This is a genomic window from Terriglobia bacterium, from assembly GCA_020072565.1.
In the GTDB taxonomy this organism is placed as follows: Bacteria; Acidobacteriota; UBA6911; order UBA6911; family UBA6911; genus JAFNAG01.
The window spans coordinates 1-20,683 of record JAIQGI010000012.1; the positions used below are offsets into that span (position 1 = coordinate 1).

At 59.2% G+C, this 20,683-nt stretch carries 18 protein-coding genes and 2 pseudogenes; 11 read left to right on the forward strand and 9 right to left on the reverse strand.

Translation table 11 applies throughout. The features are described 5' to 3' along the window. Positions 1 to 359, reverse strand: a 359-nt coding sequence (locus LAP85_09040) for a hypothetical protein (GenBank protein MBZ5496537.1), incomplete at its 3' end; no start/stop codon positions are given. A 42-nt stretch (positions 360 to 401) separates the two neighbouring features. Next, complete coding sequence (locus LAP85_09045; protein MBZ5496538.1) at positions 402 to 770, reverse strand: phage portal protein; 369 nt, start codon at positions 768 to 770, stop codon at positions 402 to 404. Positions 771 to 893: 123 nt separating this feature from the next. Here LAP85_09045 and LAP85_09050 point away from each other — a divergent pair, with 123 nt between their 5' ends. Together LAP85_09050 and LAP85_09055 are read left to right on the forward strand one after the other, a co-directional pair. Further along, entirely contained in the window at positions 894 to 1,280 is a 387-nt protein-coding gene (locus tag LAP85_09050) for a GntR family transcriptional regulator (protein MBZ5496539.1), read from the forward strand. Then, the gene (locus LAP85_09055) at positions 1,277 to 2,227 is read left to right on the forward strand and encodes a hypothetical protein (GenBank protein MBZ5496540.1); all 951 of its coding nucleotides are present in this window, start codon (positions 1,277 to 1,279) and stop codon (positions 2,225 to 2,227) included. Before LAP85_09050 ends, LAP85_09055 begins: the two co-directional genes overlap by 4 nt. 430 nt (positions 2,228 to 2,657) lie before the next feature. Here the strand turns inward: LAP85_09055 and LAP85_09060 are convergent, their stop codons facing one another. After that, the gene (locus tag LAP85_09060) at positions 2,658 to 3,023 is read right to left on the reverse strand and encodes a hypothetical protein (GenBank protein ID MBZ5496541.1); all 366 of its coding nucleotides are present in this window, start codon (positions 3,021 to 3,023) and stop codon (positions 2,658 to 2,660) included. A 486-nt stretch (positions 3,024 to 3,509) separates the two neighbouring features. Here LAP85_09060 and LAP85_09065 point away from each other — a divergent pair, with 486 nt between their 5' ends. Then, a complete protein-coding gene (locus LAP85_09065) occupies positions 3,510 to 7,802 on the forward strand; it encodes a M36 family metallopeptidase (GenBank protein MBZ5496542.1) in 4,293 nt (1,430 codons plus the stop codon). 298 nt (positions 7,803 to 8,100) lie between these two features. After that, complete coding sequence (locus LAP85_09070) at positions 8,101 to 8,733, forward strand: NUDIX hydrolase (protein MBZ5496543.1); 633 nt, start codon at positions 8,101 to 8,103, stop codon at positions 8,731 to 8,733. Between the two features lie 149 nt (positions 8,734 to 8,882). Here LAP85_09070 and LAP85_09075 read toward each other — a convergent pair whose 3' ends face one another. Both LAP85_09075 and LAP85_09080 read right to left on the reverse strand, forming a co-directional pair. After that, positions 8,883 to 9,530 carry a type II secretion system GspH family protein gene (locus LAP85_09075; protein ID MBZ5496544.1) on the reverse strand — a complete coding sequence of 216 codons (648 nt, stop codon included), beginning with the start codon at positions 9,528 to 9,530 and terminating at the stop codon, positions 8,883 to 8,885. Further along, the gene (locus tag LAP85_09080) at positions 9,530 to 10,081 is read right to left on the reverse strand and encodes a prepilin-type N-terminal cleavage/methylation domain-containing protein (protein ID MBZ5496545.1); all 552 of its coding nucleotides are present in this window, start codon (positions 10,079 to 10,081) and stop codon (positions 9,530 to 9,532) included. The genes LAP85_09075 and LAP85_09080 overlap by 1 nt, the downstream gene beginning before the upstream one ends. Before the next feature lie 357 nt (positions 10,082 to 10,438). Here LAP85_09080 and LAP85_09085 point away from each other — a divergent pair, with 357 nt between their 5' ends. Beyond that, on the forward strand, positions 10,439 to 10,834 hold the full coding sequence (locus LAP85_09085) for an SRPBCC domain-containing protein (GenBank protein MBZ5496546.1): 396 nt from the start codon (positions 10,439 to 10,441) through the stop codon (positions 10,832 to 10,834). Positions 10,835 to 11,185: 351 nt separating this feature from the next. Here LAP85_09085 and LAP85_09090 read toward each other — a convergent pair whose 3' ends face one another. After that, positions 11,186 to 14,269, reverse strand: a complete 3,084-nt coding sequence (locus LAP85_09090; GenBank protein MBZ5496547.1) for a glycoside hydrolase — start codon at positions 14,267 to 14,269, stop codon at positions 11,186 to 11,188. A gap of 205 nt (positions 14,270 to 14,474) precedes the next feature. On the opposite strand from LAP85_09090, the gene LAP85_09095 reads away from it, so the two are divergent. The 4 genes from LAP85_09095 to LAP85_09110 all read left to right on the forward strand — a co-directional run bounded on the left by LAP85_09095 (position 14,475) and on the right by LAP85_09110 (position 16,739). Continuing rightward, positions 14,475 to 14,627: a hypothetical protein gene (locus LAP85_09095; GenBank protein MBZ5496548.1), complete on the forward strand. Its 153-nt coding sequence runs from the start codon at positions 14,475 to 14,477 to the stop codon at positions 14,625 to 14,627. 174 nt (positions 14,628 to 14,801) lie between these two features. Then, complete coding sequence (locus tag LAP85_09100; GenBank protein ID MBZ5496549.1) at positions 14,802 to 15,296, forward strand: VOC family protein; 495 nt, start codon at positions 14,802 to 14,804, stop codon at positions 15,294 to 15,296. Between the two features lie 438 nt (positions 15,297 to 15,734). Then, the gene (locus LAP85_09105) at positions 15,735 to 16,298 is read left to right on the forward strand and encodes a thioredoxin family protein (protein MBZ5496550.1); all 564 of its coding nucleotides are present in this window, start codon (positions 15,735 to 15,737) and stop codon (positions 16,296 to 16,298) included. Between the two features lie 57 nt (positions 16,299 to 16,355). After that, positions 16,356 to 16,739 carry a DUF2007 domain-containing protein gene (locus LAP85_09110; GenBank protein ID MBZ5496551.1) on the forward strand — a complete coding sequence of 128 codons (384 nt, stop codon included), beginning with the start codon at positions 16,356 to 16,358 and terminating at the stop codon, positions 16,737 to 16,739. Positions 16,740 to 17,001: 262 nt separating this feature from the next. Here LAP85_09110 and LAP85_09115 read toward each other — a convergent pair whose 3' ends face one another. Further along, complete coding sequence (locus LAP85_09115; GenBank protein MBZ5496552.1) at positions 17,002 to 17,301, reverse strand: antibiotic biosynthesis monooxygenase; 300 nt, start codon at positions 17,299 to 17,301, stop codon at positions 17,002 to 17,004. 431 nt (positions 17,302 to 17,732) lie between these two features. On the opposite strand from LAP85_09115, the gene LAP85_09120 reads away from it, so the two are divergent. Both LAP85_09120 and LAP85_09125 read left to right on the forward strand, forming a co-directional pair. Next, positions 17,733 to 19,214 (forward strand): alpha-amylase, encoded by a 1,482-nt coding sequence (locus tag LAP85_09120; protein MBZ5496553.1) that lies wholly within the window; start codon positions 17,733 to 17,735, stop codon positions 19,212 to 19,214. A gap of 61 nt (positions 19,215 to 19,275) precedes the next feature. After that, positions 19,276 to 19,359: pseudogene (locus tag LAP85_09125) on the forward strand (helix-hairpin-helix domain-containing protein). 286 nt (positions 19,360 to 19,645) lie between these two features. On the opposite strand, the gene LAP85_09130 reads toward LAP85_09125, so the two are convergent. Next, entirely contained in the window at positions 19,646 to 19,894 is a 249-nt protein-coding gene (locus LAP85_09130) for a GlsB/YeaQ/YmgE family stress response membrane protein (GenBank protein MBZ5496554.1), read from the reverse strand. A gap of 39 nt (positions 19,895 to 19,933) precedes the next feature. Then, positions 19,934 to 20,451: pseudogene (locus tag LAP85_09135) on the reverse strand (dioxygenase). Between the last annotated feature and the right edge of the window lie 232 nt (positions 20,452 to 20,683).

Consider the following 20,683-nt stretch of genomic DNA (forward strand, 5'->3'; position numbering starts at 1 on the left):
CGCAAAAAGCAGCGAGACTTTCCCACATTTCCCACAGGCCCTACTGGTTTTTTATTTTCTGATGTAAAGACAAAAACACCAGGCAGCGAAAGCACCTTAAGAAGGCCGAGTTTTTGTCTAGACAATGGGGTACACCTTACAAGTCTCCTTCGGTAAAGCTTAATTATTATCTCCCACGGAACGTCCAGAATTTGTGCTCCGCCATAAACCATTACTGCAACCGGCTGATGTTTTGAGAGGGTAAAAAGCTTATTGACGGTATTGAAGATCTTGTTCCCACGATGGGTCTCAATCGTGACGGCACTATCCGCGGCAAGCGCTATGGCTAACTTGTTTATTATCGCAATTTCGGCTGTCATGTCTATCGCTGTTGTACCCCATTTGCCTATTTTTCGCAAGCCTTAGCATAAAGCATGTCGACCCATGCACGGCGCTATGATCTTCAAAAGCCGCGGTTTCCCAGGGGACGTACTTGCGGTCGACGTTGCCCAGCCCTCTTCTGCGCGAACCTCATCCACAGTCAGGATATTGTTTTTCACCGTGATCTCCCAGGACCGCCATCTCGCTTCGGGGTCGCCTCGCAGGAATCCGCTCATGTCGATTTCAAGCCGGTGATTCCGCCTAGTCGCCGCGCTGAAGACATTCCGGCTGAATTCACTTTCAATCCTGCAGATCCAAGGTGCTAGCGTGTGCTGCGCAAACCAGCGTCCTACGGTCTCGGTATTAGTGAAGCAGTCTGCATCATCTTGGTATATAGATTCCTCTTGCACCGGGCTCTGCTCCAAGGAGGACATCAATGATCGCACGCTGCTTCTAGCAATCCAGGTCCCATACAAAGCACTTGACAGGGTCCAAGTGTATACTGTATTAATACAGTAGACAGGATAGCAGCCATGTTTCTCACGGTCAATGCCAGCGACGAGCGCCCCCTATATCAGCAGATCGTAGACGGCATTAAAGCCCTGATCGCCCGCGGCGACCTGCGGGAAGGGACGGCGCTGCCGTCCGTACGGCATGTGGCGAGCAGCCTGGGCGTCAACCTGAACACGATAGCGATCGCTTACCGGCAACTCCAGGAAGAAGGATTGGTCACGGTGCGGCACGGTGCTGGAGCGGTGGTTGCCTCGCGGCGCCTACGCGGCGGGAGGCCAGAGGAACTGCGGAAACCCTTGCGCACGGCGCTGACCCAGATGATCCTTGCGGGCCTCAAATACCGGGAGATTGTCGCCGCAGTGCGGGAAGAACTGGAATCGCTGCAGCAAAGAGGAGATTTGCGATGAGTCCCGAAATGATGCACATCATGCTGATCGTATCGCAGGTCCTGATTGTGGTTTCGGCGGGAGCGGCAATTCGCAGGAACTGGAACCGACCCCTGGACCACGGCCCCCAATACTACCTGGGGATCGAGGTTCCTCCCCATTTCTACGAGGCGGAGGGGCGACAATGGTTGCGACGCTACCGCGCGGCGCTCGCGGCTACGGCGGCGCCGTGCGTGATCGGACTGGCAATCGCAATCGTTAACCAAGGCCTCTTCTTGACCGTCATTTGGCTTCAGGCGGTGCCATACGTCGTGTTCCTCGTGGGTTTTCCAATTTGGGTGCGACGGGCGCTGAAGATTACTCCGCGGCAGATGTCCGGCCTCGCGCTGGCGTTCGAGAACCGCCCTTTGGGCGAGCACATCTCGTGGGCCGCGGAGGCGGTGCTGGCAGTAGTTCTGGCAATACTGTGGGCAATAATGTTGTGGCGCACGCCGCAGGACTGGCGTCTGGCGCTGATCCTGAGCTGGCTCGCGATTGGAATTCTTCCCACCAAGGTCATCCTGCTGCGAGGCGTGATTCCGTTCCCGCCGGAGCGCGTCGAAGAGTACCACCGGTGGTATGAAGCCAGCCGGAACTTTCTGCTTCAAACTGCGGAAAGGTGGCGCTGGCTATTCGTGGGCACGTTCGCGATGATCGTGGCAGTGCACGTCTGGCGCCCCCTGCTGGCGCCAGCGTGGTCACGCCCGACATTGTTTTTTGCCTTTCTGGCCATCTATTACTGGCAGCTCAGACGGATGGGGCGCGCGGCGAAGCGGGTTGTGGGAATAGGCCGCGATCTCCGGCCCGCTGGATCGTGGGGCGGGCCGTTCGGTCCGGCGAAGCCGTCGTTCCCCGGGGGAAGGATCTGGTTCCTCTCCTATCTCGGCGGGTTGGCGCTGCTGCTCGTGTGGATGGCGATGTTTACGTGATGCCTCAGGGGCTCAACGAAGGTGATCCCCGGCGCCCCTTGGTGCAGGCCGTGAACGCAACTCCTGGCGATCCTCGCATTAGTCTGTCAATCAACGGCATTACGCACGTGGATTCCAAGAGGCATTTGGACGCGGTGCTTACCATCATTTTTGCCATAGTCATCTGGCGTCAAGCGCCCGATGGCCGTGTACTGTACCGTCTCCGGCACCGCCGGCGCGACGGAACGATACATGTGGCGTTCGAAAATCTCGAACCTGCATCAGGTTGTAAATGCCGCGCCGATCATGGCGCGTCTACTCGATATCGTGCACTTCTACCTCGTGAAGCAGGGGGAGGCAGAAGCTGGCGAGAACTGGGTGCCCCTGGCAACCATATTCGACGGCGATTCCGTAAGAGGGCCTGGAGTCCGCCATTATTCTCGAGCTTGTATCAAGCTTGAGCTGAAACAGTCCCTGTTGCCGGCGAGGATGAGGATTCGGCTGGAACGATTTCCGGCGCGGCATTTTCAATCGCCAACCGGTCCTGACTCGTCACCTGGTTCCATACCTGGAAGCTGGCTTCTATCGATTGCAGCGAATCAAGTTTGGACAATGTGTCTGCCCGATTTCCCGCTTGCACGAGATGACCTCGCAAGATATCCCGGGCGATTTTCAGGAATTGCCTCAGTGCCTTTACAATATCGCGCATTTCCTCAGGATTGAAATTACCTGCTGCAGAGGCGGCGACCTGATTGGAGCCGGCAACCGACTGAGTGTCCGTCTCGCGCTTCACCGTGCGCGAACCGCCGACGTCCATTCTGCTATAAGTGCTGGCGGACAAGGAGAGGGCAGAGTCGGCAGACAGGGTAAAACGGTCTCCCTCGAGCGTTGTGATCGTAATATCCCAATCCATTTTCCGGGTTAGTGTCGCCTGGGACTCTCGCACCAGGTTCGAAGCCGAACTCTGTCCGGGAGCATCCTTGAGGCTTAATTGCTGAAAGGGCAACGATAAAATTGCAGTCATCACGGGCTCCTTCCATGGAGTCAAATGCTTCTCGCTTCTTACCCCTACTCATCGGCGGTCGATCCAAAACCATGAGTCACTTACGGCTTCCATTGAAGCATCCGGTCAGCTGAACCGAGGCGTGCCCGAGTTGGCTAGGTTCCATGAGCATTATTTCATTCGGCAGAGAATGCGGGCCGCGCCCGCCGGGCGCGGCCAACGTGTCTGATCCCAATGCTTGCCGGATCGATGTTTTTGCTTGCTCATCAATGGGTGGCGGGATAGAAATGTAGCCACCTTATGAACATCTCCGAGCTGGGCCGTCGTAATATGGCATTCATTACCGGGCTGTTTTTTGTGGCGCTTGCCGGGGGGATTCGCCTCTTGCCGGGGACGGAGCAGGGCGTCGATGTCCGCCGCCTCGAAGCTACCGCTGCGGACAGGGCAGCAATATCGAGACGTACCGCCGAGGCACTCAAGACCGCAGCCCGACAGCTAGGGACCGGCTTCACGCCTTCCTTCAGCGAATCAGGGCGCTTGCGCGCGCTTGCGCGCTTCGCCCCTCCTCTTTCAGCGCCGGACCTGCGCGATGCGGAGATGGTTGGGCGCGAATTCGCCGCCGCTCACCTGGACCTGCTGGGCCTCGATGGCGCATGGCTTCCAGACCTGGAACTTGCCGCGCGTGATCATGCCGGGCGTAACACCCTGCTCAGATTCCGCCAGCAATGGGCCGGCATTCCTGTTTTCCAAAGCGACCTGCGCATTCATATCACCCCTGCGGGCGAAGTAGTCGAAGTCGATTTCCAGCTCGAATCGCTCCCACCCCCAGCCAACTCACCGGCGAATACCCCATCGATATCACCGGAATCGGCTTTATTGACCTGTATCGATGGCATGGATCCGGCATTGACGAACCCTCGCCGTACAATTCAGGAACCGGCCCGAGGTCCACGCCGGCGCACAACGCTGCACTTTGGGCCTTTTTCGGACGAAGTGACGGCACAGTGGGTATGGTTTCCGGCGGGAAGACAACTGCGCCTGGCATGGCATTTCGATGCGGTCGCCACGGATGGGAAAAACTATTATGAATGTGTGGTCGATGCAACCGACGGGACGCTGCTCTACCGGAACTCGATCACGGACACCGAAATAACCGGCCTGGTCTTTGACGGCTCTTCGCCGCAGCCGAGCGCGACGCCGGGGGTCATCCCGCCGAAGCCCGATCCTCCCGATTTCGTCACGCGGGTGTCAATGTCGTTCGCGGGCGATCCGACTGCCTCTCCGATCGGGTGGGTGGGCCCCGATAATGAGACGATTGGAAACAACGTCATCGTCAGGGAGGACAAGGCTGGAGATAATGAGAAAACCCTGGGGGCTACGGCCAAAGCCACAGACGGACACTTCGACTTCGATTTGCAGCTCGGACCTCTGGCCCCCTCACCCGTGAATTTTACAGAGGCCTCTTTGACCAGCCTGTTCTTCTGGTGCAATCTGGCCCACGACTATTTTTACAAACTCGGCTTCACCGAGCCTGCCGGCAACTTTCAGGAAGACAACTTCAGCAAAGGCGGTGTGGGTCAGGATTCCGTGAGGGTAGACGCGCAAGATGGCATCGATCTCAGCGTGCCCAACCTGAACAATGCCAGCATGAGCACGCCCGAAGACGGTTCCAAACCCCGCATGAGTGCTTATCTGTGGGGACCCTTGAATGGCCCGTACGTGGATTGTGCTTTTGATGCCGAAGTCGTCCTGCACGAATACACCCACGGGGTGTTTCGCCGGCTCACGCCTGCCATCGGAGGGGTTCAGGGCGGCGCGATGAACGAGGGCGACAGCGATTTTTTCTCGCTGAATTATCTCGTCCCGGCTTCGGCATCGCCGGATGGCAGCTTCACCCATGGCGGCTTTTCCAAACAGGACTTTCTTCATGGGACCCGAAGCCGTCCGTACTCTACCGATTTAGCCGTGAACGATCTCAGCTATGCGGATTTTGGGCACGTGAAAAGAAGTGGGGCCGAAGTTCATGCCGATGGTGAAATCTGGGTCGAAGGCATGTGGGAGCTGCGCGCAAGGTTAATCAAGAAGTTCGGTTACGAGGAAGGCCGCCGGCGCGTCGCCCAGCTCATGATCGATGCGATGAAACGTGCGCCCGCCAATCCGTCTTATGTGGACATGCGGGATGCACTGCTGGCCGCAGATCAAGCCGACCAGGCGGGCGCAGACGCCAATCTCATCTGGGAATCCTTTGCCCGGCGTGGGATGGGCTTCATGGCAGTCGGAGGCACCGGTTCGACACTGGAGGTGCTGCCCTCTCAAGACCTGCCATCGCCTTCAGGCAAGGTGCGCTTCTTTGAGAACGTCTTCTTCATCGGCGAGACGGTTCGAGTCTATGTCGGGGACAGCAACAATGCGGAAGCAACCTTAACCTTGCCTATTGAATCAACGGGGGGCGACAGCGAAGCGCTCACCTTCACGCGCTCGGGCGCTCTTTATCAGGCGAGCATCCTCTCAGAAAGCGGCACACCCACGAAGGATGACGGTAAGTTCCAGGTTGCGCCCGGAGACACCATTCGCGTGTCCTACCGTGATGTCGATGACGGCTCCGGCCGGGTCAGCGACGTGTTTGCGGAAGCGGGCATCCGGGCTGCTTATGACGTCAAGCCGCAGCCCAGCAGCCTGGAAACCCTACAGGAGACCAGGCTTTTTCTGATTGGCGACAATCTCACCCGGCTTTATTCCCTTCCCTTTGGGTTCCCTTTCTACAACCGGCTGATCGACTCCGTTTACATCTCCACAAACGGCCTGATCACGATCGGAATACCGGTCAGCAGCGGGTCCAGCTCTCAATCAGCCCTGAAAAACTACTCTGCAATCGCCCCCCTCTGGATGGACTTGCGCACCACCGGAAACGCTGTCACACAAGAGGACGTCTACGTATCCAACCCAAGCCCCGACAGCATGCGTTTCCGTTGGGCAGCGGAAACCGTGAAGCGCGACAGCAAGGGAGTCCTGATCGCCGGCACTCCCGTTCAGTTTGCAGTCACGCTCTTTGAGAACGGCGACATTGTCTTCGACTATGGCTCCGGCAACACCGGCCTGACACCCACGGTCGGAATCTCACGGCGCGCCGATGCCCTGGCGCAGATCTATGCCCCTTACAGCAGCAGCAATCCTAACCAGCCGGCCTCACTGGATTCTGCGCCGGCCCTGCACTGGGCCTATCCAGGCGGCGGCACGATGACGACGACCATTTTCCCCTTCCTGGACAATTCCGACTCGGGCTACACTGGCCTGGCCGTCGCCAACTATGGCGACAAATCCCAGGACGTTCTCTTCTCCGCACAACAGGACAATGGCCAGGCTTTTTCGCCGCCGATAAATCCCGAGTCCATTTCCCTGACGGGAGGCGCCCAGGCCGCCGTCCTTGGCCAGCAGCTCTTTCCTTCACTTCCGGCGCAATTCAGCGGCTGGGTGGAAGCAAGATCGACCGACAGCCGGCTTGCCGCCTTCTTTGTCACGGGAGACAACGCCCAGACTTATTTGAGCGGCGCGTTGACCGCGGCACGGCCATCCAGGGACCTGATTTTCACGCACATTACTGCCGCCGACGCGACTTCAGGAACCAGTCTCTATCTCGTCAATCCGGGAGGTGCCGCGGCCAACGTCCAAATCTGCTGGTACGACTCCGAGACCAGCGCTCCCGCCCGCGTCATGCGCACGCTTGAGGCGCGCAGCCGCCTCGCTGCCGATGTTTCAACCTTATTTCCCTCGCTGCCTGAGAATTTCAAGAGCGGATATCTGCGGATTACTTCCGATACCGATATTGCAGGTGTCGCCCTGTCCCAAGGGAACGGCGCCCCGTGCATGATCATGGCGCAAGAACCTTCAGCGGCCGCGACTCAATTTGGGGCGCAGTTCGCCAGCGGTTACCTGGGAGGCATCGATTACGAGACGCAAGTGAGCCTCGTGAACACGTCCGACAGTCCGAGGACGATGATGATAGAGCTGCGTGGCAACGATGGCCTGCGGGTGTCGGGTCCGGGAATTACCAATCCCAAATCTATTACCCTGGCTTCCGGCGGCCAGCTCCATTTGCGCGGTGACGTGCTGTTCGGCCTGCCTGATCCAATCGCGGGTCCCGGCTTTTTTGAAGGCACTCTGGTGCTCGCGGCCGATGGCGCCGGAGTCGTGGGAGACGTGACCTTTGGAGAGGCGGTTACCCATCAGTTCGCCGCAAGCCTGCCGCTGGATGCCGCGCGCGGCTCAGATCTGATCTTTGCGCAGGTGGCCGAGGGCGGTGACGGCAAGCCCTACTTCACCGGCGTCGCCATGTTCAATCCTAACGCGAACGATGTCACCGTGCGCGTTCAGGTCTTCCAACGCAAAGGAATCGTGTCCGGGACAGCCGATCTCAAGCTCAAATCCAACTCCCGCATTTCGCGCACGCTGGACCAACTGGTGCCGGGTCTCAACCAGATCGGCGGCTATGTCCGGGTAACCTCCACCGGCGGCCCGATCGCCGGCTTCGCAGTCTATGGCGACTCCACCCTGGATTTCCTGGTGGCAATTCCCCCGCAGTTCATATCGCGCTGAAAGCACCGTTTTTCGTTCCGCGGCAAGCGGCATGCTGAATCGAAGAAATGATCGTTTCTCGGGTGTTTGGCAACTACTGCGCTGGGGGATTCTACGCCTCGCTTCAATCTGGTTCGCTATTATGGCGTGCTGGCCCCTTCCGCCGCCCAGCTTCTCTATTTGATCCGATGGGCGCCCTCGCTGGTAATGGGCCTTTGACTGGGGTTTGGTTTGACACGGCTTTTCAGCAGCAGCAAAATGTAACGAGAACCTGTGGGATGCTTGCTTTGCGCGCGTGTGATCGGCAGGAGGAGCCAGGATGCTTGCATGGTTTGCTCACTTCATTGAGCGACATCCTCTGCTGCATCGTGCCGCACTTGGTATCTGGAAGAGGTTCCCGCCGAGAGTTGCCGGATTCCTCAGAGGGCTGCTCACAACCAATTGGGCAGTGGGCGCCGTCGCCATGCTCCTTGACACGGAAGCCGAGCCACCGGAAGTCCTGCTTGTGCAACACAGCTACCGCTCCCAGGGCGCGTGGGGTTTGCCTGGAGGATCTCTCGAATCCAGCCTCAAGAGTCCGCTCGCTCCGAGGCCTGAGGAAGGCAACGACGATGTTCTCGAATCAACTCTTCGTCGCGAAGTCTACGAAGAACTCGGCATCGAGATTGATATTCTCCGGCTGATTCACACTGATGCGGTGCCGTATGTACCGGAGGAACCCGGGCCGTATCGATTGGATTTCTACTACCAGTGCGCGCCCAAAATTGGGTTCGATGCGCTCCGGAAAAACCTGATTTCAGGCACGATTGTACCCCTCTCGCCCGAGATCAAGAGCATACGCCTCGTCCCCTTGAACCGCCTGCATGAGTACGATCTCTATTCCTGTGATGCCCGACTTCATTCCCGCCATCTGCCCAAGCTTGGGCCTGCGTTGCAGCCTGTCGGACATTGAAGGCGGAATTGACTGCGTTTCAGATCGCAGCGATGAAAGAGCCCAGGGGGATCGCGTCGCGACGAGGGGACCAGGGCCGTTACTGCAATACGCAAAAACGTCATGATTAAGGGGCAGGCAGCATTTGCGCCTGGGGGCAAACGGCCCAGTCACCGGTTGCGCAGTTTGATATCGCCGCTCAATTCCATGCTGAAGACCTGTCCGGTCTGCGGATCGGCAACGGCGCTCCGCCCGGTCATGTTGACCCGGATTCTGCGCACGTCGTCGCCGATATTGGTGGCGGCCCCGGTCGCGTCGAAATACTCCATTGAGAAAGCCGAGATGTTACTGGCCACAGGCTGGGCGACGCCTCCGTTCACGAGTTCGATAGTGCGGGTGCCCGCGTTGTAGCGGATCGTCAGGTCTTCGTTGGCGTCCGCCGTATCACCATCGGGATCTCCCTTGTCCGGTTGGCCTGCCGCCGATCCTGTCAGATCCGAACAGACGCGCACCTCGGTCGCGCTCGTAATGATGATGCCCGGGAGACCTGCATGAAGCGGGTCGTTCCCTGCCTGCGAGATGGTTCGTTCCACCGTCTCCATGGCGATGCGTGTGCTCTCGATTACCGCTTGCACTTCGGTCTGATAGCTGGCGGTGCGCTGCGTCCGCCCGAGCAAATCGAAGACTGCTCCGGCGATGATCACCAGAATGAGGGATGAAAGCAGGAATTCGACAAGGCTGAAGCCTGACTCGGCGCTGATCCTGCAACGCACGGAAAATCGCTCGTCTGACGGCACGACACTCGCAAGTCTTATCATTAGTTCCTCGGGCTGAAAACGGCTGAGACCGCCACCATCTTATTGAGGAAAGCCTTGAGATTCGTGGCGCCTGCCGCATCGACCGGCGTAACCGTCACGACCACCTGCTTGGCTAGCAGCACCTTGCCGGGGCGCGGATCGGGCACCGTGCTCACGGTCCAGGTAATGTTGAACCGGTTCAGAACTCTGTTAGCGGCTGGGTTAGCAACCTGAACCATCACCGGACCGTGGTTTCCGACGGTGAGGTCGACATCCGCCTGGTCACGACTGAAGACGTCGGCAAGAAGCTCGACTCTGCTCTGTGCTGCGACTGCGGCAGCCCACTTGGAGCGCGCCAGCGATTCAGAAGCCACGGATACGTAAATCATCTGGCCCCCGGCCAGCAGGCCGAAGGCCAGGATGAGCATCGCAATCAGCATTTCGACCATCGTGAACCCTGCCGTTGTCCGGTCCCTATCACGTGGTGGTCGTGATCCTGCCTCAGGCACTGTCCGGTCACAGAGGCCGAGCACCTCTTTGTCCTCACGAGGTGCCGCCTCGAGAGTTTGCATGATCCGGTCCCTCCTCCTTGTGTCGCATATATTGTTTCGTGAGGGTCTGATTTCTTTCTTTTTTTTGTGAGTCAGCAATTGTCACGGATCGACCATGCTTGTGATTGCACGCCATGAGGACTGTCCGGAGACCTATTTTCGGAACAGCCCCGCATGCGCCGGGGCGCACCCTAGGACGCATGAAAAGCGCATGTCATCCGGTTGGTGAACCTCGGGATCGGGATCGCAATCGCAATCGAGGTCGCTATCGGCTTTTGTCGGCTGAGATTTCCGATTGCGACGGCGATTGCGATCCCGATACCGATTTGTCTATTTTCGAAGCAGAGTAATATATATTGGATTGAGGAGGTGCGAGTCATGCCAAGGACAATTCAGCAGAGCATTGCTTTGCCGGCAACCGCAGACCGACTGTTCGACATGTATCTCGATCCTGCAAGCCATGAAGCGATCACAGGCGCTCCGGTGACCATCAGTCCGGAACCGGGATCGGAGTTCCGTGCCTTCAACGGAAGTCTGTCAGGGAAAATGCTCTATACCGCGCCCCACCACGTCATCGTACAATCGTGGCGGGCCAGTCATTGGAGTGCGAAGGACCTCGACTCTATTTTGATCCTGACGTTCTGGCCAGCCGGCGATTCCGGCCGCATCGAGCTCGCTCATATCAACGTGGCAGATCATGACGCGCAGGCGGTGACCGAAGGATGGGAGAAGTATTACTGGAAACCGTGGCGACGGTACCTGCAGAACAGATGACGCAGACCGTTCCCCCCATCGCCCGGGCATCTTTCGGAAGAGAGTGACAGTTGAAAGGAGAGCTTGTTCCGCGTGAAAATTTCATCTTGCCTATATTTATTGTGGGAGCCGCCTCCCCTCTATATACAGGTTCAGGCGATATGAGATCTGACGAAATGCCAGTTCGAGCTCCCGAGTTCAGGGCAAAGGAGATCTATCTTCACGAAGCAGATGAATATGTGGGGCCGTTCTACAGACGCGAAGACGCCGCGCGATTCATCGAGCTGATGGAATTGTTCGGCGAGAGCTCTGAGGGCATCGATATCGTGGAAGTCGAACGCAGAGACATAGTGTTACCTCTGAACCTTATCGTTACTTCTTTGCTGCATCCCATCTGGCCAGCAGGATCGACAGATCCTTCAGTAAGGATTCCACCGCCACTGCCGCCTGGGGTGTCGGGGCGGCGTCTGCCTCCTGGAGGATGTCCAGGGCCGACAGGAGTTGGCCGCTGAGCGCGGCAAGTCCCGGCTCGCCGCCGGTGCCCGTGCCGCCGAATTCCCCGCCGGCTGTCCCCTCGATGGCAGCGAGCTTCTTCTCCAACACATCGATCGCCTGAGCGGCGTCACCGGTCGTGCGCGCACGCCGCGCCGCGAGGTCGACGCGGAGTTTGCGCAGTTCGGCCAGGGCATCGGCATTTCTCTGGATGCCCTCATAGAGCCGCATGGACAAAGTAAATTGCTGCAGGAGCCCGGCTGCGGGAGTCGTCACCCGCGGGTCCATCTTGACGGTCAATGGGTGCGTGAGGCTCTTTCCGTTTACCGTGAGTCTTGCGGTGTAGCGCCCCGGATGCGCCCACGGCCCGCGCGGCTCTCTCCACGTGTTCTGGAAGATCGCCGAGATCGGGTACGAGAAACTCGCGACCGGGGGCGGGGCATAATGCAGATCCCAGACAAAACGATGCAGCCCCGCATCGGCTGAGAGTGTCTGCGAAGGCCGGATCCAGTATCGCGGCACGTTCCCGATGTCGGCAATTGGATCCGGCTTGTCCGCGCTCGAGAACTTGCGGACGAGCTTGCCCGCACCGTCGAGAATTTCCAGCGTCACAGGTCCGGCTGCGCGCGCTTTCAGATAGTAGTGGATGATCGCGCCATCCGGCGGATTCTGACCGGCCGGCTCATCGGGCGGCAGCGGCGTGTCGGTATTCTTGTTCCAGCGGAAGCGCCACGCCTCCTGCGGCTGAAACAGGAGGGCATCGGCGTCGAGGGCTTTCTGATCGATCTGCCGCAACGGCGTGATGTCATCCAGGATCCAGAAGGACCGTCCGTGCGTTGCAACCACGAGATCGTCGTCTTTGATTACAAGGTCGCGGATGGACGTCGCCGGCATGTTCAATCGCAGAGACTGCCAGTGATCGCCGTCGTCAAACGAGACATACACCGCCTGCTCGCTGCCGGAAAACAGCAATCCTTTCCGCTTTGGGTCCTCGCGCACGACATTGATGATGCCGCCGCCGGGAATGCCGCCGGTGATGTGCGTCCAGGTCTTGCCGCCGTCGTGAGTGCGGTAGATGTGGGGGCGCAGGTCGTCCAACTTGAAAGTGTTGATGGCCGCATAGGCGGTTGCGGCATCCGAGTGGCCGGCATCCATCAGTGACACCTTCATCCACGGCTTCAGGTCGGGCGGAGTCACGTCCTGCCAGGTCTTGCCGCCGTCGTGTGTCACATGAATCAGGCCGTCGTCGGTGCCGGCCCAGATGGTATGGATGTCCACGTACGACGGCGCAATCGTGTAAATGACGCCGCGCTGCACGGGGCGGGCGGACTCGCTGTCGCGATACTTACCGACATTGGCCGGGATCTCCCACATCTTTCTGGTCAGGTCCGGACTGATGTTGGCCCAGCTTCGGCCTCCGGAGGTAGTCATCCACAGCGTGTTCGACGCAAAGTACAGGGTGTGCGGATCAATCGGCGAGAAGAGGATCGGCGCCGTGCGCAGGACACGGAAGTTCGCGGCGCGGACCGGTTCGGGGGCGATGTTTTGCGCCTGTCCGGTGCGGCGGTCATAGCGCGTCGGCGTCCTGCCGCCATAGACGATATCGGGATCGAGCGGATCCGGGGCGACGTACCCGTATTCGTCCACCCCCACCGGCTGCCACTCGCGGAAAGTGACCTGGCCGTCGTCGCCGCGGCTGGAAATGCAGACCGAACCGCTCTCCTGCTGGCCGCTGCAGACGCGGTAAGGGAATGCGTTGTCGGTCGTCACGTGGTAGAGCGCCGCAGTGGGCTGGTTATACCAGGAGCTCCAGGTGCGCCCGCCGTTCACCGTAATGATGGCTCCCTGGTCCGATGTGAGCAGAATGGTGTTCGCGTTATTGGGGTTGATCCAGATCTTCTGATAGTCGTCGCCGCCCGGGGCCCCGCGGAAGGCGGACCAGCTCTTTCCTCCGTCAACGGACTTCCAGGTCACGATCGTGACCGAATACACGATGTCGGGATTCTTCGGGTCGACCGCAATCTCGGCGGCATCGCTGGGACGCGTCGCGATGCGCGTGTCGCTGCTGGTGCGATACCAGCTCTCGCCCGCATCGTCGGAGCGGTAGACATAGCCCTGGCCGCGCACCTCGACGGTCGCGTACAGCCGGTTCGGCGCGCTCGGAGCCACGCCGACGCCGATCCGGCCGAGGCCCTCGGCGAAGGTCGGCAGCCCTTTGGTGAGCGGGAGCCAGCTGTCGCCGCCGTCCGAAGACTTGTATAGCCCGCTGCCGGGCCCGTTCCAGGCGGCGTTCTCCCACGGCCCCTGGCGCGATTCCCACAAGGCTGCGTAAAGGATGTCCGGGTTCACGGGGTCGAAGGCGAGATCCGATGCGCCCGTGTCCGCGTCCCTGTAAAGCACTTTCTGGAAAGTCCGACCGCCGTCGGTCGAACGGAAGACGCCGCGCTCCTCGTTCGGTCCGTAGGGGTGACCGAGCACGGCGACGAACAGGCGGTTCGCGTCGCGCGGATCGACGATGATCTCCGGGATCTGCTGGCCGTCGCGCAAGCCCAGGTGGATCCAGGTTCTGCCTGCATCGGTCGACTTGTAAATGCCGTCGCCGGTCGACAGGTCCGGCCGCTGCAGCCCTTCGCCGCTGCCGACGTACACCACGTTCGGGTCGGACGGCGCCACGGCGATCGCGCCGATCGAGCCCGTCGGCTGATCGTCGAAGATCGGCGTCCACGTCCGGCCGTAATCGTCGGTCTTCCACACGCCGCCGTTGACCACGCCGATGTAAAAGATGTTGGGCTGGCCGGCGACGCCTGCGGCCGCCTTGGTGCGGCTGGCCCGGTGCGGCCCGAGGTTGCGCCACTTGATCTCATGGAAGAGGCCGGAAGGGAACTGCTGGGCCGCGCCGATTGTGGACAGAGCTACCCCAATGAGGACAGCCGCGATTGCGGCAAGCCTGCGAATGATAATCACAGTTCACCTCCAAGTCCGAAATGCTGTTCGGGGATGATGTTCAGAGCCGCGGCGGGCCTCTCCGAGAAAACCCGCCCGCTCGAGAAAATCTGAAGCTGCCACGAAGACGGCGTTTCCATTATATTGTAAAGCATTCTGCGGACCGCTATGCGAAGTAGGATTTGCCTGCTGTGACTCGCCGATTCGAAACGGCGTGGGCGAATCCGTGCTCGAGCTTGTAATATCTGCAGACAAAACCCATCCCGAGGATATCAAGAACTTCATCGCCTGCGTCGAGTGCATCGAAAAGCAGTCCGACAGCTACGTTGTGGTAGGCGATGTCTGCAAAAACGGCATCTCGTGCTCGGCGAGGCGATAGCCGATTTTGGAAGCCTCACTATTGCCTACCGGGCTTTTCAGAAGAGCCTTGAGGGCAAACCCCAGCCTCCAGAGAGAGGCGCTTGCAGGACCGGCTACCATAAGCGGCGTGAGTTGGTATCATTACAAAAACCTGCCCCAATCGACAAAATCAGGGCGGAGGAGGCACAAGAATATGGCAGGAAAAGTTAAGTCGGTACCAGAAGGAATGCACTCCATCACACCGCATCTGGTGGTGCGGAATGCGATCGAGGCCATCGATTTTTATCGCAAGGCGTTAGGCGCGGAGGCAAAAGGAGTCCACCGGACGCCCGACGGCAAGGTGATGCACGCGGAGCTGAAGGTCGGCAACTCAATGATTTTCCTGGCGGATGAGTTCCCAGGCATGGGAACCTGTGCATCGCCCCAGACGCTCGGTGGCAACAGTATCACCCTGAACCTTTACACGGACAACGTGGACCAACTCTTCAACCGGGCGGTCGCCGCAGGCGCCACGGTGGTGATGCCGCTCGCGAACCAGTTCTGGGGCGACCGTTACGGACAAATAAAGGATCCGTTTGGCCATACCTGGGCCCTGGGCCAGCATGTGGAGGACGTCACCCCCGAAGAGATGGAACGCCGCGGCCGCGAGGCATTTGCGCAGATGGCAAAAAACAAAGGAAAAAGTTGACCTGCTGAGAATGGGAGAGATAACAGGACCTATCTTCGCCCCGGCGCCTGAGTACCTCAGGCGCCGGGGCGCTCTCATGCACACAAAAATGCTGCAGTTTACAGCAGAGCGCGGATTTCCGAGACCCCTTGCGTCTCACCGGAATTAGCGGAGGGTTACGAGCCAGATGTCGGCGTCCGTCGCGCGTCGGACGTGGGGGGCCAATGCTGTCGAGAACGACAGAAGAGATCTTCCGAACCTCCTTGGACTGAGTGTCGAGGACAAAGAAATCCTTCCCTTTGGACACTCGCGAAGAAGCTTGGTGTCCTCGTGGCAGAGTAGGTTCGCGACTGATGTGAAAGCAGGTCCCCGAAGATTTGCTGGCCTGTTCCAAAGCATCGTCCTAAAATCCATTCGTGCCTGATCAGGCATGGTTTCCCATCGAGGCGCGGGGGATTTGTGCTCAAGAAAAAGAGACTCGTTTTCATTGGTGTGGCGGTCCTGCTGGTTGTGAATTTATGGGTGAGCCTGGCGCAGGAGAGGACATTTCAAGTCGAATTATCCCGCTCCCTCAGTCCCGAGGGCAACTTCCTGACCTTCGCCCTGGTCGATCGTCCGGTGACCAAGGCCGCGGACCGGGCGGGCGACGATACCGTCGCGGCCGAGCGCGTCCGGCCGCGGGCCAAAACGCCCTTCGTCTGGAGCCAGAACCTCGAGGAGGCCATGACCCGGGCCAAAGCGGCGGGCCGGAGGATTATCATCGACTTCGAGACGACGTGGTGCGGTCCATGTAAGACGATGGATGAATGGATTTGGACCGACGCAGAAGTATCGGGTCTGTTGGCTGCCGGGTTTGTGGGAGTCAAACTTGACGGTGATGTGGAAAAGGTGCAGGTAAAGAATTTCGGCGTGAGCGCCTATCCCACAGTTCTCGTCCTCGATCCGACGGGAAAGGAAGCCTCCCGCTTCGTCGGATATCGCTCCTCCAAGGAGCTCATCGAGTTCCTCAGCCCGAAGCGATGACGAGTTCGTTTCGGCAATGTGCTATTCTGATAATTTACGCTGATCCTGGAGGGACATATGCCATTCTGCCCTGAATGCCGCATGGGATACCGAGCGGAGTTCACGCGCTGCCCGGATTGCGATGTTGACCTGGTCGAGTCCCTGCCGAAAGACGAGGAAGTGACACAGCCGGAGGAGTCCGGTGCGGAACTGGTCGAGCTGGCGACATTCCCCAATACATCGGAAGCAGAAATGATTCAGGAATTGCTCGAGGACAACGGGATAAGAACGGTGCTGCGCGGCGATGTCGATCCGCTCTTTGTCGGCGGCGCTTCACCCAGCACGCTGCTGGTCGAGCAAGCCGATCTGGAAAGAGCGCGCGCGTATTATGAGGACTTCTTCGCAGGGGATACGGAAGAAGTACTGGAAGACGAGGACGCGAGCGAAGACACCCAGGAATAATACAGTTCAACGTCCTGCACCCCGGACAGAGGGCGCACTCCACCCTTTCGCCGCGCCTGGCCCCAAAGGACGGCAGGCCTCTCCTCTCCCGGTGGATCCGGGGTGTAAACGAGCAGCAGCAGCGCTGCTTGCAGCATTGAATGGCACGATTTTCACGAATGCGCCATTCGTGAAACCCGTGTCCCCAGTCCTCACGGCTTTATGATCACGTTGCTATAGGGGACACGGGTGCCTGTCACGGGACAGTGGGCTGCGCCGGCTTCTATGGGAGCTTGGCGGCGAGCACGTCGACTTTCTCGATGACGGGTGGCCTGGCAAACAGATCGGCAGCCTTTTCCTTCAATGCCGCGGCAACTCGGCCCGCAAGGTGTGCCTGCCGGCCCGCCTCGTCCGGAAAGGCATCGAAAATTCCGTATGTCGACGATCCCAGGCGGATCGCGAACCACGCCGTTGTGGCCGGTTCCTCCTGGACCACCGGAAGGCCTCCGCGGAGAAAACTCTCGACGGCTGCCTCTTTACCTGGTTTTGCCTCCAATTTTACGAAGAGCGCTACCTTTACCATTTGCAATCTCCTATCCACGAGATTCTCACTCCTTGTTCCTCCCCCGGCTCCGTGTTCCGCGGTCCTCGATAGCGCTCCCGGTAATGGCCCTGACACTCTCTCAAAGTATTTCGGGAGGACGCGATCTGGATCCTGTGCAGGCTGGAGATCGGTTCCGTTTGAGGAATTGCGGCCATCGGGCCTCGAAGCCAAACTACTACGGGCATGTTGGCAGCAGTGCGGGCTCATGTCAACCTGGTGATTTCCTTTGCCGGTCCCAGGGTTCTCAGCATGTCCTGCTGAAGTGTTACACTTACTTTGGAAATGATGTGACGATCCGAATGTCCCACGGGCTCCGGGCGGCAAGCGAACCTGCACTCGTTGGTGCCGACACGGTGAATCAGGCAATGAGTGCCGAACCAGTGGCGCGGCGCGCCGAGGGGGGCGCTTACATGGGCAAACCACATTTCCCTTCGCTCTACCAGATCAACACTCGCGTCTGGCTGACCGACTTGTCCCGCGGCCTGGGCCGGCCGGCCACGCTGGACGATATTCCGGACGTCGAGCTGGACCGCCTGGCCCAGGCGGGCTTTGACTGGATCTGGTTCCTGAGCGTTTGGCTGACGGGCCCGGCAGCGCGACAGGTTTCACGCAGCAACCACGAATTGCGAAAGGAACTCGAGGAGACTCTGCCAGACCTGCGAGAAGAGGACATCGCCGGTTCCGGGTTTGCGGTCGCCGGCTACATCGTGCATCCTGATCTGGGAGGAGATGCTGCTCTGGCACGGCTCCGCGAGCGCCTCCGGCGCCGTGGGTTGCGGCTGATGCTCGACTTCGTCCCCAACCACACCGGCCTGGATCATCCCTGGGTGGAGGATCACCCCGACTATTACGTTGCCGGGACGGTAGATGAGCTGGCGCAGGCGCCGCAAAATTACACCTGGATCAAACGGACGCAGGGCGGCCGCATCATGGCTTATGGGAGGGATCCGCATTTCCCCGGCTGGCCGGACACGCTGCAGCTCGACTACAGCAACCCGGCCACGCAGGCAGCGATGATTAGGGAACTGCTGAAGATCGCCGGGCAATGTGACGGGCTGCGCTGTGACATGGCCATGCTCATCCTGCCGGACACGTTCGAGAGGACCTGGGACCGCAGGGCGCAACCTTTCTGGCCCGCGGCGATCGTGCGAACTCGGGAGCAATTCCCGGACTTCTGCTTTATGGCCGAAGCCTACTGGGACCTCGAGTATACGATGCAGCAACAGGGATTCGATTACGCCTACGACAAGCGGCTCTATGACCGCTTGCGCGATGGATATGCCCGGCCGGTACGCGAGCATTTTCACGCGGGGCTCGATTACCAGAGCAAGCTGGCCCGCTTTCTCGAAAACCACGACGAACCGCGGGCGGCTGCCACTTTCCCTCCGGAGACCCACCAGGCTGCCGCCGTCATTACTTTTCTTTCTCCAGGACTGCGATTTTTTCACCAGGGACAACTCCATGGGCGAAAGGCACGGATCTCCCCCCATCTGGTCCGCGGGCCCGATGAATCCATCGACCGGAAGCTGGAACCGTTCTACGACCGGTTGCTCGCCGTGCTGCGCCGTTCCGCGGTTCGCAATGGCCAGTGGCAGTTGCTCGAATGCACCTCTGCCTGGGAGGGCAATTGGACCTGGGACTGCTTCCTGGCCTTTGCCTGGCAAGATTCTGGGGGAGAACGGTTGCTCGTGACTGTGAACTATGCTCCCAACCAGAGCCAGTGTTATCTCCGGCTGCCTTTCACAGATCTCGGCAACAGCTGGTGGCGACTCGAGGATTTGATCGATAATGCCATCTACGATCGGGAGGGGAACGACCTGCAAGCTCGGGGACTTTACCTGGATGTGCCTCCCTGGCAGGCCTGTGTCTTCTCCATGAGGAAGGAATCCTGAAGGCCCGTGATCTATTTGTGCAGTGGCATGCCAAATGCACATTCGAAAGGATGCACATTACCGGGATGAACTGGTATCGAAGAACATTGTTCCCAAGGCGACTTACGAAAAGATCAAGGACCTGATCATCGCAAAACAGAAATAAGCTGAAATGCTGGAGCGATGCCGCGATTCGAATGCACGAGTTCATTTGCAGCTGCTCTTAAGGAACTAGGAGATACCAGAGAGTTTTCACTTGCGGCAGAAGCCGATTGGAACTTTCTTTCGGAGGTCAGAGGCGGAAGCTGCTCAGGGATAACAGCACGTCAGGCGGTCCCGGGAGGATGGATTGTAGGCCGGCAGTCGCTGCGCGTACGCTTGCCGCCGGCCCTGGATCCAGCTCCCGGGCGTGAAGGTTGTGTGCGGTGGGACTGCGGTAAAGCATCCCATTCTCAAAACAACCGCTGATAGAGAAAAAGCACCAAAATCGCACCAAGAATTGACAAGAGGAGCCCGCCGGGATGAAATTTCGCCCCCGCCTTGGGTTTCCAAATGAACATGGCGACAAGGCCTCCTACGACCGACCCGACAATGCCTAACAGCGTTGTTGCTACAAAACCCATCGGATTCGCGCCTGGATAGACAGCTCGTGCAATGAGCCCTGCAAGGAATCCCAACAGGATGGACCACAAAATGTGCAACATGCGTATCCTCCTTTGTTGATTTTTTCTTACCGGGTCTTAACCGGAACGCTGGTGATGCGAGAAAAGCCTGGCAGTCTGAAAACTCAGAGCTGAGATGCTGCCCATTTCGTCAAAGGCATGGACGAACAAACCGACTGAGATGACTAAACAACAAGCCGATGAAAAAGTCACTAAAATTTTCGCATGGGGAATAGGACGCGCCCTGCTTGCTTCATGCCTCTCGCATTCATCGAGTCCCCATGAATCGTCGAGCCTCACCGGCAAGGGCGCAGCAGCTCCTGGATTCGACGGGCCAGTGCCGGATCGCCCGGAGCAGGGTACTGCACCTGGTAGAGTTCTCGAGGGAATCCGCCGAAATCGTGGATCGTCTCGGGCGTCGTGGTGATCGTGACCCCGGTTCCTGGGGCAAACCAGTGAGCCGAGATCGACAGGACAGCCTTCGGCTTTGGCACTTCTTGCCCTATACGCCGCCATCCTTCTGTGTTGTTGTTTTGCAGCACGGCATTCATGGGATTGCCGTGGCCGAAAAAGATCGCAGGAAGCATTTGAGCCATCCGGGAACGCTTCTCCTTTAGTCTGCCGTGCTCACAGGATGCCTATTTAGATTGGCGGTCCGGCTTTATCGATACGCCCTGGCCGACAGGCGGGGGAGTCGCCGGCCGGGCGGCCGCTGCCAGGGCTTGGCTTTCAAATGCGGCTACCTGCCCCTGCGTTTGCGGTGACAGGCTGGTGGCGGCCAGGACGACCGCGAGGAAGAAAGACCGAATGATAGCAGCTGCTTTGCAG

Coding starts and splice junctions, on each gene's coding strand:
- LAP85_09075 (MBZ5496544.1), bottom strand. CDS start 9,530: ATGATAAGACTTGCGAGTGTCGTGCCGTCAGACGAGCGATTTTCCGTG.
- LAP85_09120 (MBZ5496553.1), top strand. CDS start 17,733: ATGGGCAAACCACATTTCCCTTCGCTCTACCAGATCAACACTCGCGTC.
- LAP85_09060 (MBZ5496541.1), bottom strand. CDS start 3,023: ATGGACGTCGGCGGTTCGCGCACGGTGAAGCGCGAGACGGACACTCAG.
- LAP85_09115 (MBZ5496552.1), bottom strand. CDS start 17,301: ATGGTAAAGGTAGCGCTCTTCGTAAAATTGGAGGCAAAACCAGGTAAA.
- LAP85_09070 (MBZ5496543.1), top strand. CDS start 8,101: ATGCTTGCATGGTTTGCTCACTTCATTGAGCGACATCCTCTGCTGCAT.
- LAP85_09110 (MBZ5496551.1), top strand. CDS start 16,356: ATGCCATTCTGCCCTGAATGCCGCATGGGATACCGAGCGGAGTTCACG.
- LAP85_09050 (MBZ5496539.1), top strand. CDS start 894: ATGTTTCTCACGGTCAATGCCAGCGACGAGCGCCCCCTATATCAGCAG.
- LAP85_09100 (MBZ5496549.1), top strand. CDS start 14,802: ATGGCAGGAAAAGTTAAGTCGGTACCAGAAGGAATGCACTCCATCACA.
- LAP85_09065 (MBZ5496542.1), top strand. CDS start 3,510: ATGAACATCTCCGAGCTGGGCCGTCGTAATATGGCATTCATTACCGGG.
- LAP85_09055 (MBZ5496540.1), top strand. CDS start 1,277: ATGAGTCCCGAAATGATGCACATCATGCTGATCGTATCGCAGGTCCTG.
- LAP85_09085 (MBZ5496546.1), top strand. CDS start 10,439: ATGCCAAGGACAATTCAGCAGAGCATTGCTTTGCCGGCAACCGCAGAC.
- LAP85_09080 (MBZ5496545.1), bottom strand. CDS start 10,081: ATGCAAACTCTCGAGGCGGCACCTCGTGAGGACAAAGAGGTGCTCGGC.